This is a genomic window from Streptomyces sp. GQ60 (assembly GCF_059758875.1).
Genome location: NZ_JCAXEG010000016.1, coordinates 46,407 through 62,134 on the forward strand (window position 1 = coordinate 46,407; position 15,728 = coordinate 62,134).

At 71.0% G+C, this 15,728-nt stretch carries 16 protein-coding genes; 11 read left to right on the top strand and 5 right to left on the bottom strand.

Going from position 1 to position 15,728, the window contains the following annotated elements:
- Nucleotides 1-26: 26 nt before the first annotated feature.
- A complete protein-coding gene (locus tag AC6CKD_RS30155) occupies nt 27-437 on the bottom strand; it encodes a winged helix-turn-helix domain-containing protein (RefSeq protein WP_498331663.1) in 411 nt (136 codons plus the stop codon).
- On the bottom strand, nt 431-1,006 hold the full coding sequence (locus AC6CKD_RS30160) for a MarR family transcriptional regulator (protein ID WP_498331667.1): 576 nt from the start codon (nt 1,004-1,006) through the stop codon (nt 431-433). Before AC6CKD_RS30160 ends, AC6CKD_RS30155 begins: the two co-directional genes overlap by 7 nt.
- A 733-nt stretch (nt 1,007-1,739) precedes the next feature.
- Between AC6CKD_RS30160 and AC6CKD_RS30165 the strand changes: the two genes are divergently transcribed.
- Both AC6CKD_RS30165 and AC6CKD_RS30170 read left to right on the top strand, forming a co-directional pair.
- Nucleotides 1,740-2,996 (top strand): helix-turn-helix domain-containing protein, encoded by a 1,257-nt coding sequence (locus AC6CKD_RS30165; protein WP_498331671.1) that lies wholly within the window; start codon nt 1,740-1,742, stop codon nt 2,994-2,996.
- Nucleotides 2,997-3,645: 649 nt separating this feature from the next.
- Complete coding sequence (locus tag AC6CKD_RS30170) at nt 3,646-3,969, top strand: replication initiation protein, RepL2 (RefSeq protein ID WP_498331675.1); 324 nt, start codon at nt 3,646-3,648, stop codon at nt 3,967-3,969.
- A 34-nt stretch (nt 3,970-4,003) separates the two neighbouring features.
- On the opposite strand, the gene hisC is transcribed toward AC6CKD_RS30170, so the two are convergent.
- The 3 genes from hisC to gap all read right to left on the bottom strand — a co-directional run bounded on the left by hisC (nt 4,004) and on the right by gap (nt 7,192).
- Complete coding sequence (gene hisC / locus AC6CKD_RS30175; RefSeq protein ID WP_498331847.1) at nt 4,004-5,083, bottom strand: histidinol-phosphate transaminase; 1,080 nt, start codon at nt 5,081-5,083, stop codon at nt 4,004-4,006.
- 147 nt (nt 5,084-5,230) lie between these two features.
- Entirely contained in the window at nt 5,231-6,142 is a 912-nt protein-coding gene (locus AC6CKD_RS30180) for a pyridoxamine 5'-phosphate oxidase family protein (protein ID WP_498331676.1), read from the bottom strand.
- 42 nt (nt 6,143-6,184) lie between these two features.
- Nucleotides 6,185-7,192: a type I glyceraldehyde-3-phosphate dehydrogenase gene (gene gap / locus AC6CKD_RS30185; RefSeq protein WP_498331678.1), complete on the bottom strand. Its 1,008-nt coding sequence runs from the start codon at nt 7,190-7,192 to the stop codon at nt 6,185-6,187.
- 260 nt (nt 7,193-7,452) lie between these two features.
- Here gap and AC6CKD_RS30190 point away from each other — a divergent pair, with 260 nt between their 5' ends.
- The 9 genes from AC6CKD_RS30190 (at nt 7,453) to AC6CKD_RS30230 (ending at nt 15,717) form a co-directional block, all read left to right on the top strand.
- The gene (locus tag AC6CKD_RS30190; protein ID WP_498331680.1) at nt 7,453-8,406 is read left to right on the top strand and encodes a helix-turn-helix domain-containing protein; all 954 of its coding nucleotides are present in this window, start codon (nt 7,453-7,455) and stop codon (nt 8,404-8,406) included.
- Nucleotides 8,407-8,482: 76 nt separating this feature from the next.
- Nucleotides 8,483-9,283 carry a class I SAM-dependent methyltransferase gene (locus tag AC6CKD_RS30195; RefSeq protein ID WP_498331681.1) on the top strand — a complete coding sequence of 267 codons (801 nt, stop codon included), beginning with the start codon at nt 8,483-8,485 and terminating at the stop codon, nt 9,281-9,283.
- The gene (locus AC6CKD_RS30200) at nt 9,280-10,935 is read left to right on the top strand and encodes an AMP-binding protein (RefSeq protein ID WP_498331683.1); all 1,656 of its coding nucleotides are present in this window, start codon (nt 9,280-9,282) and stop codon (nt 10,933-10,935) included. Before AC6CKD_RS30195 ends, AC6CKD_RS30200 begins: the two co-directional genes overlap by 4 nt.
- An 82-nt stretch (nt 10,936-11,017) precedes the next feature.
- The gene (locus AC6CKD_RS30205) at nt 11,018-11,686 is read left to right on the top strand and encodes a TetR family transcriptional regulator (RefSeq protein ID WP_498331684.1); all 669 of its coding nucleotides are present in this window, start codon (nt 11,018-11,020) and stop codon (nt 11,684-11,686) included.
- Nucleotides 11,683-12,267, top strand: coding sequence for a CGNR zinc finger domain-containing protein (locus AC6CKD_RS30210; protein WP_498331686.1), 585 nt, complete (start codon nt 11,683-11,685; stop codon nt 12,265-12,267). Before AC6CKD_RS30205 ends, AC6CKD_RS30210 begins: the two co-directional genes overlap by 4 nt.
- A gap of 133 nt (nt 12,268-12,400) precedes the next feature.
- Nucleotides 12,401-12,928 carry a toxin-antitoxin system HicB family antitoxin gene (locus AC6CKD_RS30215; RefSeq protein ID WP_498331688.1) on the top strand — a complete coding sequence of 176 codons (528 nt, stop codon included), beginning with the start codon at nt 12,401-12,403 and terminating at the stop codon, nt 12,926-12,928.
- A gap of 95 nt (nt 12,929-13,023) precedes the next feature.
- Nucleotides 13,024-13,866 (top strand): DUF4097 family beta strand repeat-containing protein, encoded by an 843-nt coding sequence (locus AC6CKD_RS30220; protein WP_498331690.1) that lies wholly within the window; start codon nt 13,024-13,026, stop codon nt 13,864-13,866.
- A 58-nt stretch (nt 13,867-13,924) separates the two neighbouring features.
- Complete coding sequence (locus tag AC6CKD_RS30225; RefSeq protein WP_498331691.1) at nt 13,925-14,929, top strand: ATP-binding cassette domain-containing protein; 1,005 nt, start codon at nt 13,925-13,927, stop codon at nt 14,927-14,929.
- A complete protein-coding gene (locus tag AC6CKD_RS30230) occupies nt 14,926-15,717 on the top strand; it encodes an ABC transporter permease (RefSeq protein ID WP_498331693.1) in 792 nt (263 codons plus the stop codon). Before AC6CKD_RS30225 ends, AC6CKD_RS30230 begins: the two co-directional genes overlap by 4 nt.
- Nucleotides 15,718-15,728 lie beyond the last annotated feature (11 nt).

Genomic DNA, 15,728 nt, shown 5'->3' on the forward strand with positions numbered 1-15,728 from the left:
GCCGCTGCGTGGGGCTGGTCCGGGGGCTACGCGCCGCTGACGGCGTGGAGTTCCCGGTGCTGCCTCTTGGGGGGCGCGGTTTCGTAGCGGGGGGCCGACGGTTCGCCGAGCGTGCCGTTCTGGATGCGGCGGGCTGCTTCCCGTACCGCGGCCGCGAGGGCCTCGACGGTCTCGTAGCCCGCGATGTAGGGATGCAGGACGTAGGTGCGGTAGCTGTGCTCCGGTCGCAGCACGAGGTGCCGGTCGACCAGTGAGGCCATGGCAGTTGATGCGGCGTTCTTACTGAGGCCCACACGAGCCGCGAGCTCCTGCTGGGACATCCTGACTTCGCCGCCCGGTTCCTGGAGCTCGATCAGCGCGCTCAGAATGTCTTGGGCGCCGCGCGAGAGCTCCAGCTTGTGGAGCATTCCGTGCCCGAAGGTCGCCTGGATCAGCATGCCGCCTCCTCCTGGTCCTGACCGAGTTCCAACTGCGTGCTTCGTGGGGCGGGTGGGGCGTTGAGTAGGGGAAACGCACCCTCTGGGGCCCCTTGTCGAAGCTTAGTCAGGATCTCCTGCTGACGGTCGCCGTTGCCCATGAAGCCGATCAGTGGATTCACGAAGAGGACCCCGGGGCGGACCTTCTGGATCATGTGCCACTCCTCCAGGCGGCTGACGGCCCGGGTGACGTTGGCCCGCTCGACCCCGAGTCGTTCGGCGATCAGCTTGTGCGTCGCCTTGACCCAGCCCTCCTTCTGCTTGCCGATGCACCAGACTAGGACGGCGGACTGGATGGGGGACATGCCGTGCTGGGCGATGAGGACGGCGAGGACCTCGCTGAGGAACTCGTTGCTGACGGCGCTGAAACCGGCCGTCCCGTACATCTCGTGCGGGGCCCGCTGGGTGACCCGGACACTGACGTCCACCTGCTGGACCGGCCGGCCCCGCACCGGGGTCTTCCCGATGAGGTCCGCGAACTTCTCGGTCAGCGTCTCCCTGAACTCCTCGCCAGTTTCCGAGACGGGCACGAGCGGAGGCTGCGAGGCGGACGCTCGACGAATGGGCTGAGGGCGCGCCATGTGCGTGGGTTCCGTCCTCACTCAAGGGGGAAGTTGTCACGCAACCTAGCGGGTTGTCCCAGTGGGCTTAGGCAAATTCTCCCAATTAGTGTGACTTTTTGGTGTTGGCGCCGACACGCTTCTCGCGGGCGCCGGAGACTCTGCGGGGCTGACCAGCATGTTTGCAGTTTTCTCCCATTCCATTGGGAGAAAAGAATGTCCTTGGTGCTGCCCAGCGACACATTGTCGGCTGTCGATGTGTCAGCGCTGACACATCGACGTTCGTGAACTCGCAGGTCAAAGCAGGTTTTTCGGAACTGCCCTCTTTTCCATAAGAGCCAACTGATGCCCGGTGTGCGTCTGCGGACTCCACGGGTTGGCTGCGCCCTGCGCTGCGCTCCGGTGCTCGCTTCTCCGGTGCGGGTCGGCTGGCGGGTGGCAGGCCGAGTGGGTTTCCGTCGGAGGCAAGCAGCACAGTGGCTGATGCCGTCTGTGGTGCGGAGTAGCGCCCGTACGCCCGATACCGGGTGCGGGCTGTACTGGGCGCACCTTCTGTGGCTGAGCACCAAACGGGTTTTGGCTTCCAGGCCGGCCATCGAACCGAACCTGGCCGGGCCTTCCTTTTGTGCGTCCACGGGCGCACGAGAAAGGCCCTGCGCCCTACGCTGGTCAGTGTCGAGCTGCACAACGAAGGGGCAAGGCCGTGTCATCCGATGCTACCCCCGACCCGTACGACAACCCCGTCGCGTTCGGGCAACGTGTCCAGATCTACCGCAACCGCCGAGGCATGACACGAGAGCAACTGGCCGGCCTCGTCGGCCACCACGCCTCGTGGGTCAAGAAGATCGAGACCGGCACCATAGGGATGCCGCGTCTGCCGGAGATCCTCCGCATCGCCGAAGTGCTCCGCGTCCGCCGCCTGAACGACCTCGTGGGTGATGTCGGCGCCGAACCACACACCGACCTGTTCCTCGGGCCCGGCCACGATCGCCTCCCCGCAGTCCGCGCTGCTCTCTCTGCATACCCGGCGCCCGGCTCCCGGGAGGCACCCACGAAGGCGTATCTGCGGGCCGCGCTGGATGCCGCATGGGCCGCCCGCCATGAGGCGCCCAACCACCGCGAGATCCTGGGCCGGTTGCTACCCGGGCTGGTCCGTGACGCACAGCTCGCCGTCCGCCAGGCTGATACCGCGAGCGACCGGCGTGCAGCCCTCGCCCTCCAGGCCGAGACGTTCTTCCTCGCCCAGTTCTTCGTCGCCTACCAGCCGGACCCCTCCCTGGTGTGGCGGGTGGCCGAGCGTGGCATGGTCGCCGCGCAGGAATCCGAAGACCTGCATGCGATCGGCGTGGCAGCGTGGCTGGCTGCGCAGGCTCACCGGGACTCCGGCCCGGGTCACTACGACGAGGCGGACGACTTCGTCATGCAAGCACTGCAATTGCTGGAGCCCGGGCTGCCCGACGCCCCGCTCGACGTGCAGGCGATCACGGGAGCTCTCCGCGTCGAGGCCGGGCTCACTGCTGCGAAACGCCGTGACACCGGCACCGCGTGGGGATGGTGGGACCGGGCAGGAGGTGTCTCCCGGCAGCTGCCCGAGAACTACTTTCATCGGGTGACGTCCTTCGGCCGCGCTGTGATGGGGGCCCACGGAGTAACCGTCGCGGTTGAGCTCCGAGCCGGCGGCGAGTCCGTGCGGCAGGCCAACCGGGCCGAGACCGATGCGATCCCGTCCCGGCCGCGCCGAGCTCGGCACCGCATCGAGCAGGCCCGCGCCTACTACCTGGATGGGCAGCGGGAGACCGCGCTGGCCACGTTGGAGCAGGCGCACGCGGCCGCTCCGGAGACGATCCGCTACAACGGGTACGCCCGCTCCATCGTGCTGGAGGAGACCATGTCACGGGTGCCGGAGCGCCGACAACGGGCAAGCCGTCTGGCCGTCGATATCGGCATGCTGGCCGCGTAGGGAGAGGGGCCCGAATCGGGCCCCTTCTTCGGTTGCATCGCCGACACCCTGGTTCCACCACCCGCTGACGACGGTAGGGAGCATCAGGATGAACCCCAGCAGGACGCGGGCGACCGAGGAGCTTACGGCGCGCGCCCTGGCTCCCTATTCGGAGCGCCCTGACGCCGAATGTGTGGCCCGCCTGGTCGATGACCTGATCACCGCAGGGTGCGAACTTCACACCGAGGTGTCTCAGGCTCCGGAGGCTCAGCGGACCGAACGTGCGGGGAGCCGCGCTGAGCGAGTGGTCGTACTTCATCGACGTAGGTCCGTCGAGTCACGGCGACCACGCGAACTGGAACCACGCGAGGGCCTTGGCCCGCATCCTGCGGAACCTCGCGGAAGCCAGCAAGGCTGCTCGGGGCACAGAGCCCCGGCGGACCTGTTGATGACCGAGTACGCCCGGCAGGCCCTCTACGTCGTGATCCTGCTCGGGGCCCTCGCCGTCATCATCCTCGGCACCACTTACATCTGAGGGTGAAACCCGGCCCGTAAACCACCCCGTCGGTTCCTCGTCAGAAATGCTTTAGCCGTGGCCTGGACCTGTCTAACGATGCGCATCCCCGAAGCCGGGCGACCGCGAACGCAGGCAGATCAAGGGAGACGCGACATGAAGGTCCACCGCAGCGAGGACGTGCTGTACGTCCTCAAGCGCACGGGACGCGTCCTGAACCCGAACCAGCGGATCGTCGTCATGCTGTACGCGGCCGCTGACCAGCGGCCGGACGGGTCGGTCTGGATCAAGGCCACCGAGCTTGCTGAGACCGCGGGTATGAGCGCCCCGGTGTTCTCCCGGACGCGCAAGGAGCTTGAGGCCCTCGGGTGGCTCGAGGTCGTGGACAGCGTCGGTCCGGTGAAGGTCTTCCGACTGACGCCGACGATAGAGGCCGAGCGGGACCGGCCGGCCGCGCGGCTGAGGGCCGTCAGCAGCTGAGGCCCCAGGTCCCTGCACGCGACCGTGTGCCGGGTTACTGGTTCCAGTGGGCCGCCGTTTTGAGGAGGCGGTCGTTCGCGTCCGGGGTGCCGATCGTGATGCGGACGCCCTCCTCGCCGAAGGGGCGGACCATCAGGCCGGCCGCTTCGCAGGCGTCCGCGAAGTAGGAGGTGCGGGAGCCGAGGCGCAGCCAGACGAAGTTGGCGTGGCTGTCGGGGACTTCGTAGCCCTCCGCGCGCAGGCCGGCGCTGACGCGGTCGCGTTCCGCCACCAGGTCGGCCACGCGCTCGCGGAGCTCCTCCGTGGCCCGCAGGGAGGCCAGGGCGGCGGCCTGGGCGGGGCCGCTCACGCCGAGCGGTACGGAGCAGGCGCGCAGGGCGGCCGTCACGCGCGGGTGGGCCACCGCGTAGCCGACGCGGAGCGCGGCCAGGCCGTAGGCCTTGGAGAAGGTGCGCAGGACGGCGACGTTGGGGCGGTCCCGGTAGAGGTCGATGCCGTCCGGGATGTCTTCGGTGGGGTTGACGAACTCGCGGTAGGCCTCGTCTATGACGACCAGGATGTGCGGGGGCACGCGGTCCAGGAAGCGTTCCAGTTCGGCGCGGCGTACGGCGGTGCCGGTCGGGTTGTTCGGGTTGCAGACGAAGACCAGGCGGGTGCGGTCGGTGACCGCGTCGGCCAGTGCGTCCAGGTCGTGGGTCTCCTCGCGCAGCGGGACCTGTACGGAGGTGGCCCCGGCGGCCCAGGCCAGCAGCGGGTACGCCTCGAAGGAGCGCCAGGCGAAGACGACCTCGTCGCCGGGGCCCGCGGCGGCGGCGACCAGGTGCTGGGTGATGCCGACCGAGCCGGTGCCCAGCACCAGGTGGTCGGCGGGTACGCCGAGGCGTCCGGAGAGTTCCGCGACGAGCTCGGCCGCGCCGGGGTCGGGGTAGCGGTTGAGGCGGCCCAGCCAGGTCTCGACCGCGGCGATCACCGAGGGGAGCGGCGGGTACGGGTTCTCGTTCGAGGAGAGCTTGTCGACGAACTCGTCACGGGCCGCGCGGCCCGGCACGTAGGCGGGGAGCGTCGAGACGTCGGCGCGCAGGCGGGGCAGGTCCGGACCGGGCGTGGCGGGCATGGCGGGCATGGCGCGTTCCTTAAACGGGAGAGGCCTCGGGCGGGGCGTACAACACCGTCCGGCCGCTCCGACGGGGGAGGCGGCACGGCCGGACGGCGACCGGGGGGGGCGAGCGGGGAAGGGCGAACGGCGCGGGGCTGCGGGGGTTCAGCCCCGCGCCGGTGCCGGCGGGTTGTAGGGCGAGGGACCGCCGAACGCCCAGCGCAGCCGGGTCGCCCCGTCGATCTGCACCACGCGCTCGATGTCGAACTCGCACATCCGCAGGGCTCCGGGCACGTCCGCCCGGTCCTCCTCGGCCCAGTTGATCCGTGCCTTGCCCGTCAGCTGCAGGGTGTGGCCGGACTCCCAGTCCAGGAAGAGCAGTCCGCAGTTCTCGTTGAGCTGCAGATTGCCCAGGGTCATGTAGAAGGAATTGCCGAAGTAGTCGGGCCATACGAGCCTGCGCGGTCCCGCGACCGTGACGAAACCGGGGTCGCCGCCCCGGTGCGAGGAGTCCGCGCCGTAGCCGTCGGCCTGGCTGGCGATGAAGAAGGTGTCCGCCCCGGTGATCCACTTCTGCTGCCCGGGCGTGAGCGCGTCGCCGTCCCGGGTCTCCCGAGCCGACGCGGGCCCGTCCGCGACCGGGACCCGTACCTGGAGGTACTTGGGGCAGTTGCCCAGCACCTGCTCGGTGCGGATGTGCAGCGACTCCCCTTCGCGCCGCGCCACGCCGTTGATCCGGATCCGGGTCGTCGTGTGCGGTTCGAGGGCGAGCAGTCCGATGTCGGCCGGGTCCGCGAAGGCTCCGGCGAGCGGATCGCCGGGCACGGGCGGGCAGGACAGCGTGATCGTGCGCGGGCTCGTGGGCAGGGCGAAGCCGGGGTCGCCCGTGACCAGGGAGGACCACATGGCGCCCGTGGCGTCGGCGCCGCCCAGGAAGAGCATGCGCTGGCGCATCAGGTACTGGTCGAAGCCGGGTTGGATCACGTCGTCGAACATCGGCGAGCCCCAGCCGGGACCGCCCTCGCCGGCCTGCTTCTGGACGGCCTGTTCACCCTCGTGACGGCGGGTCTTGATCACGGAAACCTCCGGTCGGGACGGGCGCCGGCCAGCTGACGATGGTCAGCGGGCGCCGATCAGCAGGGCGGTGTCCACGACACGGTTGGAGAAGCCCCACTCGTTGTCGTACCAGCCGACGATCTTGACCTGGCGGCCCTCGCCGATCACCTTGGTCAGGCCCGAGTCGAAGATGCACGACGCGGGGTCGGTGACGATGTCGCTGGAGACGATCGGCTCGTCGGTGTAGGTGAGGATGCCCGCGAGCGGGCCCTCGGCGGCCTTCGCGAAGAGCTCGTTGACCTCCTCGGCCGTCGTCGCGCGGCCGACGCGGACGGTGAGGTCGGTGGCGGAGCCCGTCGGGATCGGCACGCGCAGCGCGTACCCGTCGAGCTTGCCCTTGAGCTGCGGCAGGACCAGGCCGATCGCCTTGGCGGCGCCGGTGGTGGTCGGCACGGTGTTCGTCGCCGCCGAGCGGGCGCGGCGCAGGTCGCTGTGCGGCCCGTCCTGGAGGTTCTGGTCCGCGGTGTAGGCGTGGACCGTGGTCATCAGGCCGTGCTCGATGCCGAGGGCGTCGTCCAGGACCTTGGCCAGCGGGGCCAGGCAGTTGGTCGTGCACGAGGCGTTGGAGACGATGTCGTGCACGGCCGGGTCGTAGAGGTCGTCGTTGATGCCGAAGGCGATCGTCAGGTCCTCGTTCTTCGCGGGCGCGCTGATGATGACCTTGCGGGCACCGGCCTCCAGGTGGGCGCGGGCCTTGTGCGCGTCCGTGAAGACACCGGTGGACTCGATGACCACGTCCACCTCCAGCTCGCCCCACGGAAGCTTGGCCGGGTCGCGCTCGGCGGTCACGCGTACGGTGCGCCCGTCGATGACGAGGTTGCCGTCGACGGAGCGGACGTCGTGGCCGAGCTTGCCGAGCGTGCTGTCGTACTTGAGCAGGTGGGCCAGCGTCGCGGCGTCGGTGAGGTCGTTGACGGCGACCACCTCCAGGCCGGTGCCCCGCTGAAGGGCGGCGCGGAAGAAGCTGCGGCCGATGCGGCCGAATCCGTTGATGCCGACCTTGATCGTCACGTGATACCCCTCGTTCGGAAAACACATCCATGACCGCACGTGAATTCGCACTGCCCGGCCAGTCATCGTCCACAACTGTACCGGTGGACCTGTGGGATGGCTTGCGTAAATGCGCCTGTTCATGGCCTGTTTACGCACCAAAGCCGAGGACGGGCCTTACGTATCGGAACATCTGATGGTGCACGAGTACGTGCATGCAGGTATGTTTTTATGAGCCCACTTGCCACGAGGGCATGACGCTTCCCGGAGCGAGGAGAACGATGGACATGCTGCCCCTCCGCGGGCCGAGCGCATCCGTGCCGGACCGCAGTCCACCGCTCGCCGCGCCCGCCCCGGGCACGGCGCGGGTCATCCGCACACACGGCGAGTCCGTGTACGGGACCACCGTCCGCCGCGACTTCGGCGACGTGACCATCTCCCTCGTCACCGGGGAGGCCCACGAGGCCGTACGCCCCGGCCGGCACATCCGCCCCGACCCTTCCGAGTCCCTGCGGGTGTTCCGGGTACTGGCCGGCGAGATCCACGTCCACCAGGACGGCCGCCGGGGCCAGGCGAGCGGCACGCAGATCATCTGCTGCGACACCAGCCGCCCGTACCGCCTTCTGCTGCCCCGGCCCTTCCACCTGGTGGAGGTCCAGCTGCCGCACCGGCACCTCGGCATGTCGGCCGGCGACACCGCGAAGCTCACCGCCACCGGCTGGTGCGGACGGATGGGCGCGGGCGCCCTGCTCTCGCAGCTCCTCGCCGGGCTCCACGACCACGGCACCGAGATCCACTCCGCCGTCGACCGGGTCGGCGCCACCGTGGCGGGCCTGACCGCGGCCGTCCTCGCCGACCGGCTGCGCCACGTCGCCGCCGAGGACGAGGTGGCCCGGCACGACCTCATGCTGGGCATCCAGGCGCACATTCGCGCGCGGCTCTCCGACCCCGAACTCACCCCGCAGGCGGTCGCCGAGCACCACAACATCTCGCTGCGCTACCTCCAGCGGATCTTCCAGGACCACGGGACCAGCCCCGCCCGGTGGATCCGGGACGAGCGCCTCGCCCGCTGCCGGTCGGAGCTGCGCGACCCCCGGCTCGAACACCTGCCCGTCGGGGTGATCGGCGAACGGTCCGGTCTCTACCAGGCCTCGCACTTCAGCCGGCTCTTCCGCGACCGGTACGGCCTCACCCCGCGCGGCTACCGGACCATGCGCGAAGCCGTGCCCACGTAGGGGACGGGACGGCGCCGGCGGGCCCGTCCCCGCGCGGCGGGCACCGACGACCCACCAGCACCTACATCCGAGGAGGATGACGGATTTGACCGGCACGAGCTTCGAATTCCCCGGTGAGTACTACGAGATCATGCGGAAGGACTTCCGCAACCTCGACGCCGAGACGGAGTTCCTCGCGTCCCTGCTCCCCGAGGCGGGCACCGTACTCGACCTGGGCTGCGGCACCGGCTCCAACCTGCGCGCCCTGCGCGAGCGCGGCCACCGCGGCACCGGCGTCGACCAGAGCGCCGCGTTCGTGGAGTACGCCCGCGCCGCCGGCGGCGAGGGCGTCTCCTACGTGGAGGCCCGCGCCGAGGAGTACCGCACCGACGAGCGCTACGACCTCGTGTACAGCCTCTTCATGACGCTGAACTACCTGGACCGCGGCCGGCTCCCGGCCGTCCTGCGCTCCGTCCGCGAGCTGCTGAACCCGGGCGGGCAGGTCGTCCTGGAGTTCGGCCACCTGCTGAACTTCGTCGACTCCTTCCAGCCCAACGGCGTCGGCCACCACCGCCGGGACGGGATCCTCATCACCCGCCTTGCCCGCCAGTTCATCAACGCGCACGCCGCGAACTGGCGCAACGAGGAGACCCTGCTGGTCCGCACCGCGGACGGCACGGTCGCCATGTACGACAACTTCTTCGACCAGGCCGTCCTGACGGGGCCCGAGGTGCGCGACCTGCTGGCCGCGGCGGGACTGACCATCACGGCCGAGTACGGCGGGTTCCGCAAGGAGCCCGCGCCCTTCCACGGCCGGGGACCGCTCGTCATCGTGGCCACCGCGACCCCCGCCGACACCGCGTCCGACACCGCTCAGCAAGAGGAGAACCAGGCATGACCGGCACCGTCACATCGCTGCTCGACGGCGGGCCCGCCCCCGACCCCGGCGTCGCGCACCTCGGCGCCGCCCTCGTCCGCGCCGTCTCCGAGAGCGACGGGCGCGGGGTGACGTACATACGCGCCGACGGCACCGAGGCGCACCAGAGCTACGCCGATCTGCTCGACGACGCCTCGCGCGTCCTGGCAGGCCTGCGCGCCTCCGGCGCCGCGGCCGGCGAGAAGATCATCCTCCAGTCCGCCGACGACGCCGACCTCCTCGCCGGCTTCTGGGGCTGTGTCCTCGGCGGCTTCCTGCCGCTGCCCGTCAGCGCCGACGCGGTCAACGGCCCCGGCCTGCTGGAACGCGTCTGGGGCGGGTACGGCCGCCCGCGCGTCCTGACCGGCACCGGCCAGGAGATCGCGCCCGCCGTCGCCGCCGACCCCGGCTGGAGCGCCGCCCACCTGGGCGACGTGGCGAGCCTGCGCACCGCCCACGCGCCGGACCTCTTCTGGCACGAGCCGGACGCGGCGGACCCGGCCGTCCTGCTGCTCACCTCCGGCAGCACCGGCGTGCCCAAGGCCGTCAGCCTCACGCACCGCAACATCCTCACGCGCAGCGCCGCCACCTCCCGCGTGAACAAGCTCGACGCGGACACCCGCACCTTCAACTGGATGCCCTTGGACCACATCGGCGGCCTGGTCATGTTCCACGCGCGCGACGTCTTCCTCGGCTGCGCCCAGGTCCACGCCAAGATCCAGTGGGTGCTGGAAGACCCGCTGCGCTGGCTCGACGCCGTCTCCACCCACCGGGCCGACACCACCTGGGCGCCCAACTTCGCCTTCGTGCTCGTCAACGACCAGGCCGACCGCTTCGAGGGCCGCGGCTGGGACCTCAGCCCGCTGCGCTACATCATGAACGGCGGCGAGGCCGTCCGCTCCGGCGTCGTACGCCGCTTCCTGGACCTGCTGGCCCCCTACGGGCTGCCCGCCACCGCCATGTTCCCCGGCTGGGGCATGTCCGAGACCACCGCGGGCGTGGCCGACTGCCAGTTCACCGAGGCCGCCGCCGGCGACGACCGCTACGTACCCGTCGGCCGTCCGCAGCCCGGCACCCGCATCCGGGTCGTCGACGAGCACGGCGCCCTCGTGCCGTGGGGCGTCACCGGCCGCCTCCAGGTCACCGGCTCGACCATCACCTCGGGGTACTACGACAACCCCGTGCAGAACCGGCAGTCCTTCACGGACGACGGCTGGTTCAAGACCGGCGACCTGGCGTACGTCGAGAACGGCATCCTCACCGTCACCGGCCGCACCGACGACGTCATCCAGCTCGGGGAGATCGCCTACCACGGCCACGAGATCGAGGCCGCAGTCGAGGAACTCGACTTCATCGAGCCCTCGTACACCGTCGCCTCCCTCGTCACCGCCGAGCCCGGCGGCCCCGAGGAGCTCGCCGTCTTCTTCAGCCCCCGCACCGGCACCATCACCGGGGAACAGGGCGAGCGGATCCGCGAGCGGGTCCGCGAGCGGCTCGGCGTCGACGTGCCGCACCTGCTGCCCGTCGACCGGTCCGAGATCCCCAAGACCGGCATCGGCAAGCTCCGCCGCGCCCAGCTCCGCAAGAGCTTCGAGGACGGCCTGGCCTCCGTCCCGGCCGGCACCGCGGCCTGACCGTACGGGTGGTGTGGTTCGGGCGGGCCCGCCCGAACCACACCACCCGTACGTCTCCACCCCCTACGCACGAGGAGCGCCCATGGCGCAGCAGGAGCGAGCCGAGCGGACGCGCAGGGCTCTGATCAACGGCGCCGCCAAGGCCATCGACCTCTACGGCTACGAAGGGGCCTCGCTCGCCGTCATCTGCACCGCCGCGGGAGTGACCAAAGGCGCCTTGATGTACCACTTCCCCGCCAAGGACGACCTGATCAGAGCGGTGCGCACGGAAGCCCGCCAGACGATCGTCGGCGCGCTGGGCGCGGTGCCGCACCGCGGGATCCGGCCCTTGCAGACCGCCGTCGACATGACCCACGCCGTCGCCGGGCGGCTCGGTCACGACCCCGTCGTACGGGCGGGCGCGCGGCTGACCCGGGAGTTCGTCCACTACCCCGACGGCAGCGTCTCCTGGACCGATGCCGTCCGTGAGGAGCTGGCCGACGCCCTGGCCGGCGCGGCCGACCCCTTCGGGACGGCCGCGCAGCTCGTGTACTCCCTGATCGGGATGGACGTGTGCCTGCGCAGCGAGGAGCACCGGCCGGGCCGGTCCTGCGGGCCGCTGCGCGGACACCTGACCCGGCTGTGGCAGCTGCTCCTGCCGGGGATCCTCGCGGCGCCGCAGGCCGTGGAGCTGTACCGGGCCGAGGGCTCGTCGCCGTACTGCGCCTTCGCGGCCGGTCCCGAATCCGTGCACCTCGGGCCGCGGGGGTGAGCGCGGGGACGGGGGCGCCCGCGACCGATCCGCGTCCGCTGACCGGCGAGCCGCTCAGCCTGGACCTCCTCAACACCCTCTGGCACGACCGGTACGGCCGCTACGACCTGCTGGACTCCACCGCGGGGCTCGCCTGCTGGCTGGCCGGGTGCCGGTCGGCCGCCGCGTACGCCCGCGGCGAGCTGCGTGCCGACCGGGCGACCCTGACCGCGGCCCGGGCCGCCCGTTCGGCACTGGCCGGCGTGGCCGGCCGGGCCGACGCGGGGCCGGCGGCGCTCGGCGCCTTCAACCGGCTGCTCGACGCGGGCCGGATCCGCCGGCTGCTCACGGCCACCGGGCCGGTCGAACGGCTGGAGGCGCCCGACTCGGGCCGCCTGCTCGGGTACCTCGTGGCGGCGGACTACCTGCGGCTGCTCGGCACCGCGGGGGACCGGGTGCGCAGTTGTGCGGACCCGTCGTGCGGGCTGTGGTTCCACGACGTCAGCCGCAACGGCACCCGGCGGTGGTGCACGAGCACGGGGTGCGGGAACCGGGCGAAGGCGGCCCGCCACTACGCGCGGCGGACCGCGGCCACGTCCTGACACCTTCATTCGGGTGTGGCGCCACCGTGCGCATGGGCCTGACCTGCATGTTCGTACATGGTGGCGCCATCGCTTGATTGAGTGGTGCCAGATTGGCTCGACATGGCGCCACTGCTGTGCCATGCTAGGCGACATGGACCTCACGCCCTACGTCACCACCCTCCGCCAAGAGCTCGCCGTCGCCGCCGAGGCCGGTGGCGACGAAGCCCGCAAGCTGGCCGAGAGGCTCACCGCCCCTCTGGAGTCGGCGACCCGGCTGACCCTGCTCAACGTGCTCTCCGCCGCGATGGACGAGATCACCCGCGAACTCGCCCCCGGCTCGGTCGACGTACGGCTGCGCGGTCTCGACCCCGAGTTCGTGGTGATGCTGCCCTCCACCGAGGGCAGCGCCCCCGCGGCGGAGCCGGCCGCTCCTGCGTACGCCGAGCCGCCCGCCGCCCAGGCGCCCGCCGACGGCGACGAGGGCGGCACCGCCCGCGTCAACCTGCGGCTGCCGGCCCACCTCAAGGCCCGCGCCGAGGAGGCCGCGAGCCGCGAGGGGCTGTCGGTCAACGCGTGGCTGGTGCGCGCCGTGTCGGCGGCGGTCGACGGCGGCACTCGGCCCCGGACGCCGGAGAAGGCCCAGAGCGTGGGACAGAGCTTCACCGGCTGGGTGCGCTAGACCCGCCCGGCGCCTGGCAACCGCATCGCATCACTTCGCCCACACCACGTCCCACCAGCGGGGACGCCCTGAAGACCCAAGAGGACGGGACAGCCATGCCTACTTTCGACACCTCCGGAGCGATCTCGGTCACCGCGCACGTGGAGGCCGGCTCCATCCAGTTCACCGCGGGCGACCGCGTCGACACCGTCGTCGCGGTGCGGCCCCGAGACCCGAAGCGGGACAAGGACGTACGGGCGGCCGAGCAGACCGAGGTCGCGTTCGCCGGCGGCGTGCTGAACGTCAGGACGCCCAAGTCCAATCCGTTCGGCCGCCCCGGCGTCGTCGACGTGACGGTCGAACTGCCCGCCGGCTCGCACGTCGACACGACCGGCTCCTGGACCCAGGTGCTCGGCGAGGGCAGGCTCGGCGAGGTCCGGGTGAAGACCTCGGCGGGCGACGTCCGCCTCGACACGACCGGCCCGCTCAAGCTGACCGCGTCGCACGGCTCGATCACCGTGGACCGGGCCGAGGGCGCGACCGAGATCACCACCAGCTCCGGCAGCCTGCGCCTCGGCTTCGTCGACGGCCCCGCCGTCCTGAAGAACTCGCACGGCACCACGACCGTCGGCGCCGCGACCGGCGAGCTGCGGGTGAGCGGTGCCAACGGTGACATCGAGATCGTGCGCGCCGAGGAATCGGTCACCGCCAAGACCGCCCACGGCACTCTGCGGGTGGGCGAAGTGGTGCGCGGCACCGTCGAGTTGGAGACCTCCTACGGGGCCATCGAGGTCGGCGTCCGCGAGGGCACGGCCGCCTGGCTCGACGTCAGCTCGGGCTCCGGCCAGGTGCGCAACACCCTCACCGCGTCCGGGAGCCCGGACGAGACCGCGGACACCGTCAAGGTCCGCGCCCGCACGAAGTACGGCAACATCGACGTCCGCCGCGCCAGGGCCTGATCGAGCGCCTGCCCCTTCCCCTCCCCCCTGTCACTTCAGCCTTCGAATGGAGGGCTCCATGCCTTCTTCTGTCATGTCCACATCACGGCAGGGGGACGGTCACCCGTCGCCGTCCGCCGTCTCCACCACCGGTCTGCGCAAGTCCTACGGTGACAAGACCGTCCTCGACGGCATCGACCTGAGCATTCCGGCCGGGTCCGTGTTCGCGCTGCTCGGCCCGAACGGTGCCGGCAAGACCACCGTCGTGAAGATCCTGTCCACGCTCATCGGCGCCGACGGCGGACAGGCCCGGGTCGCGGGCCACGACGTCGCCGGCTCCCCGGACGGGGTGCGCGCCGCGATCGGCGTCACCGGCCAGTTCTCCGCCGTCGACGGGCTGATCACCGGCGAGGAGAACATGCTCCTCATGGCGGACCTGCACCACCTGTCCAAGCGGGAGGGGCGGCGGGTCACCGCCGAACTGCTGGACCGCTTCGACCTCACGGAGGCGGCGAAGAAGCCCGCCTCCACCTACTCCGGCGGCATGAAGCGGCGCCTGGACATCGCGATGACCCTGGTCGGCAACCCGCGGATCATCTTCCTCGACGAACCGACCACGGGCCTGGACCCCCGCTCCCGCCACAACATGTGGCAGATCATCCGCGAACTCGTCACCGGCGGCGTCACCGTCTTCCTCACCACCCAGTACCTGGAGGAGGCCGACGAACTCGCCGACCGCATCGCGGTGCTGAACGACGGAAGGATCGCCGCCGAGGGCACCGCCGAGGAGCTCAAGCGGCTGATCCCCGGAGGCCACGTACGACTGCGGTTCTCCGACCCGGCCGCGTACCGGTCCGCCGCCGCCGCCGCGCTCGGCGAGGTCACCCGGGACGACGAAGCCCTGGCGCTGCAGATCCCCAGCGACGGCAGCCAGCGCGAACTGCGCTCCATCCTCGACCGGCTCGACGCCGCCGGCATCGAGGCGGACGAGCTGACCGTGCACATGCCCGACCTCGACGACGTGTTCTTCGCCCTGACCGGTGGCGCCGCAGAGCCCACCCAGCCCAAGGAGGCTGTCCGATGAGCTCCCTCTCCTTCGCCCTGCGCGATTCCTCCACGATGCTGCGCCGCAACCTCCTGCACGCCCGGCGCTACCCGTCCCTCACCCTGAACCTGCTGCTCACCCCGGTCATGCTGCTCCTGCTCTTCGTCTACCTCTTCGGCGACGTCATGAGCGCGGGCATCGGCGGCGGCGGCGCGGACCGCTCCGCGTACATCGCCTATCTCGTCCCGGGGCTCCTGCTGATGACCATCGGCAGCACCACGATCGGCACCGCGGTCTCCGTCTCCAACGACATGACCGAGGGCATCATCGCCCGGTTCCGCACCATGGCGATCCACCGCCCGTCGGTGCTCGTCGGGCACGTCGTCGGCAGCGTGCTGCAGTGCGTGATGAGCGTGGTCCTCGTCGGGGCCGTCGCCGTGGCCATCGGCTTCCGCTCCACGGATGCCACGGCCCTGGAATGGCTCGCGGCCTTCGGGCTGCTCGTGCTCTTCGCCCTGGCGCTGACCTGGATCGCGGTCGGCATGGGCCTGATCAGCCCGAACGCCGAGGCCGCCAGCAACAACGCGATGCCGCTCATCTTCCTGCCGCTCATCTCGAGCGCCTTCGTCCCGGTGGACTCGATGCCCGGCTGGTTCCAGCCGGTCGCCGAGTACCAGCCGTTCACGCCCGCCATCGAAACCCTGCGGGGCCTGCTGCTCGGCAGCGAGATCGGCCACAACGGGTGGCTCGCCGTCGCCTGGTGCGCGGGTCTCACCGTGCTCGGCTACTTCTGGTCGACCTCGAAGTTCAACAGCGACCCGAAGTAGCCGTGGTGATA